This window comes from Shewanella hanedai, assembly GCF_007197645.1.
Lineage (GTDB): Bacteria > Pseudomonadota > Gammaproteobacteria > Enterobacterales > Shewanellaceae > Shewanella > Shewanella hanedai.
In genome coordinates, this window is the sequence record NZ_VKGK01000079.1 from 1 (window position 1) to 1,754 (window position 1,754).

Annotated in this window: 1 protein-coding gene; it reads right to left on the reverse strand. The window is 56.3% G+C overall.

Annotation, left to right across the window (positions count from 1 at the left end; all coding sequences use genetic code 11):
* A partial coding sequence (locus FN961_RS25910) for a beta strand repeat-containing protein (RefSeq protein WP_221936158.1) occupies positions 1–1,754 on the reverse strand: 1,754 nt, incomplete at both ends.

Sequence of the window (1,754 nt, forward strand, 5' to 3'; positions counted from 1 at the left end):
TCAACGTAATCGAGGGTCGCCGCATCACTGCCTGTGGCGCTGTTACCTGCCACATCAGTGACCGTGGCCGTGACCACGATATCGGTTCCACTGGCTGGGGTATTCATGACCACAGCCAGGCCATCATTTATCATGGCTTGGGTGACCACGCCGCTGAACAGCTCGACATTATTTTGGTCGGTGACGACTAAGGTGTCGCCGACTTGCGTGCCTGCGCCAAGAGTGACGGTGATGTTAATTTGACCATCAAGCTCAGTGTCATTGATGGTGCCGTCATCGTTGATGTCTTCCACGATTTCAACGGTTGGGGTGGCCGGTGCGCCTGTGCCGTAATCCAGAGTGGCGCTGTCGCTACCAGCACTGGTGTTGCCCGCTGGGTCAGTGACCGTGGCGGTGATTACTAAATTCGTGCCCGTTACGGGTGGGTCAATCGTGACCGCAATGCCACTGTCTATCATGGCCTGAGTGACGGGCCCACTGAAGATGACGTTGTTGTCTTGGTCGGTGATAGTGATAGTGTCACCCACCGCCGTGCCTGCGCCTAAGGTGACGGTGGCATCGATTTGACCGTCAAGCTCTGCATCATTAATGTAACCATCGTCATTGGCATCTTCGGTTATTTCAACCAGAGGCGCTGCTGGTGCGCCGGTGCCCGTGCCGTAATCCAGCGTGGCATTATCAGATGCGCTGGCACTGTTACCTGCGGCGTCAGTGACAGTGGCGGTGACCACTAAATTCGTGCCGGTCGCTGGAGCATCAAACGCAATCGCAAGACCATCGTCTATCATGGCTTGTGTGACGGTGCCGCTAAACAGTTCAACCCCATTTTGGTCAGTGACCACTAAGGTGTCGCCAACGGCGGTACCGGCTCCTAAGGTGACCGTGATGTCGATTTGACCATCAAGCTCCACATCATTAATAAAGCCGTCGTCATTACTGTCTTCATCAATCTTAATCAATGGCGCAGCCGGTGCGCCCGTGCCAGTGCCGTAATCAAGGGTCGCTGCATCACTGCCCGTGGCACTGTTGCCTGCGGGGTCGGTGACCGTTGCCGTTATCACGAGGTTAGTGCCGGTGGCTGGTGCATCAAAGGCAATGGCCAGTCCGTCGTTAATCATTGCCTGGGTCACAGGTCCACTGAACAATTCGTTGCCGTCTTGGTCAGTGATGGTGACAGTGTCACCGATTTGGGTGCCTGCACCTAAAGTGACGGTGGCATTGATTTGGCCATCAAGCTCGGCATCGTTGATGTAACCATCGTCGTTGACATCTTCAGTGATTTCAACGGTTGGTGCAGCTGGTGCGCCGGTGCCTGAGCCGTAGTCGAGCAGGGCATTGTCTGAGCCTGCCGCTTCATTGCCCAAGGTGTCGGTAATGGTTGCGGTGACAACCACGTTAGTGCCAGTGGCTGGCGGATCGAGGGTCAGCGCCAGATCGTTGTCGAGCATGTCTTGGGTGACGAGGCCGTTAAACAGCTCGTTGCCCGCTTGGTCAGTGACCACAAGCGTGTCGCCGACGACGGTGTTTGCGCCCAGCTCAACGGTGATGTTGATTTGACCGGCAAGCTCTGCGTCATTGATGAAACCATCGTTGTTGGTGTCTTCAACAATGTCCACCGTTGGCGCCGCAGGGACGGTGACGGTGTCATCGTAATCGAGTGTGGCGCTGTCTGAGCCTGTGGCAGTGTTGCCCGCAGGGTCTGTGATGGTGGCGGTGATAACCAGCTCAGTGCCCGTGGCCGGTGCATCTATCAC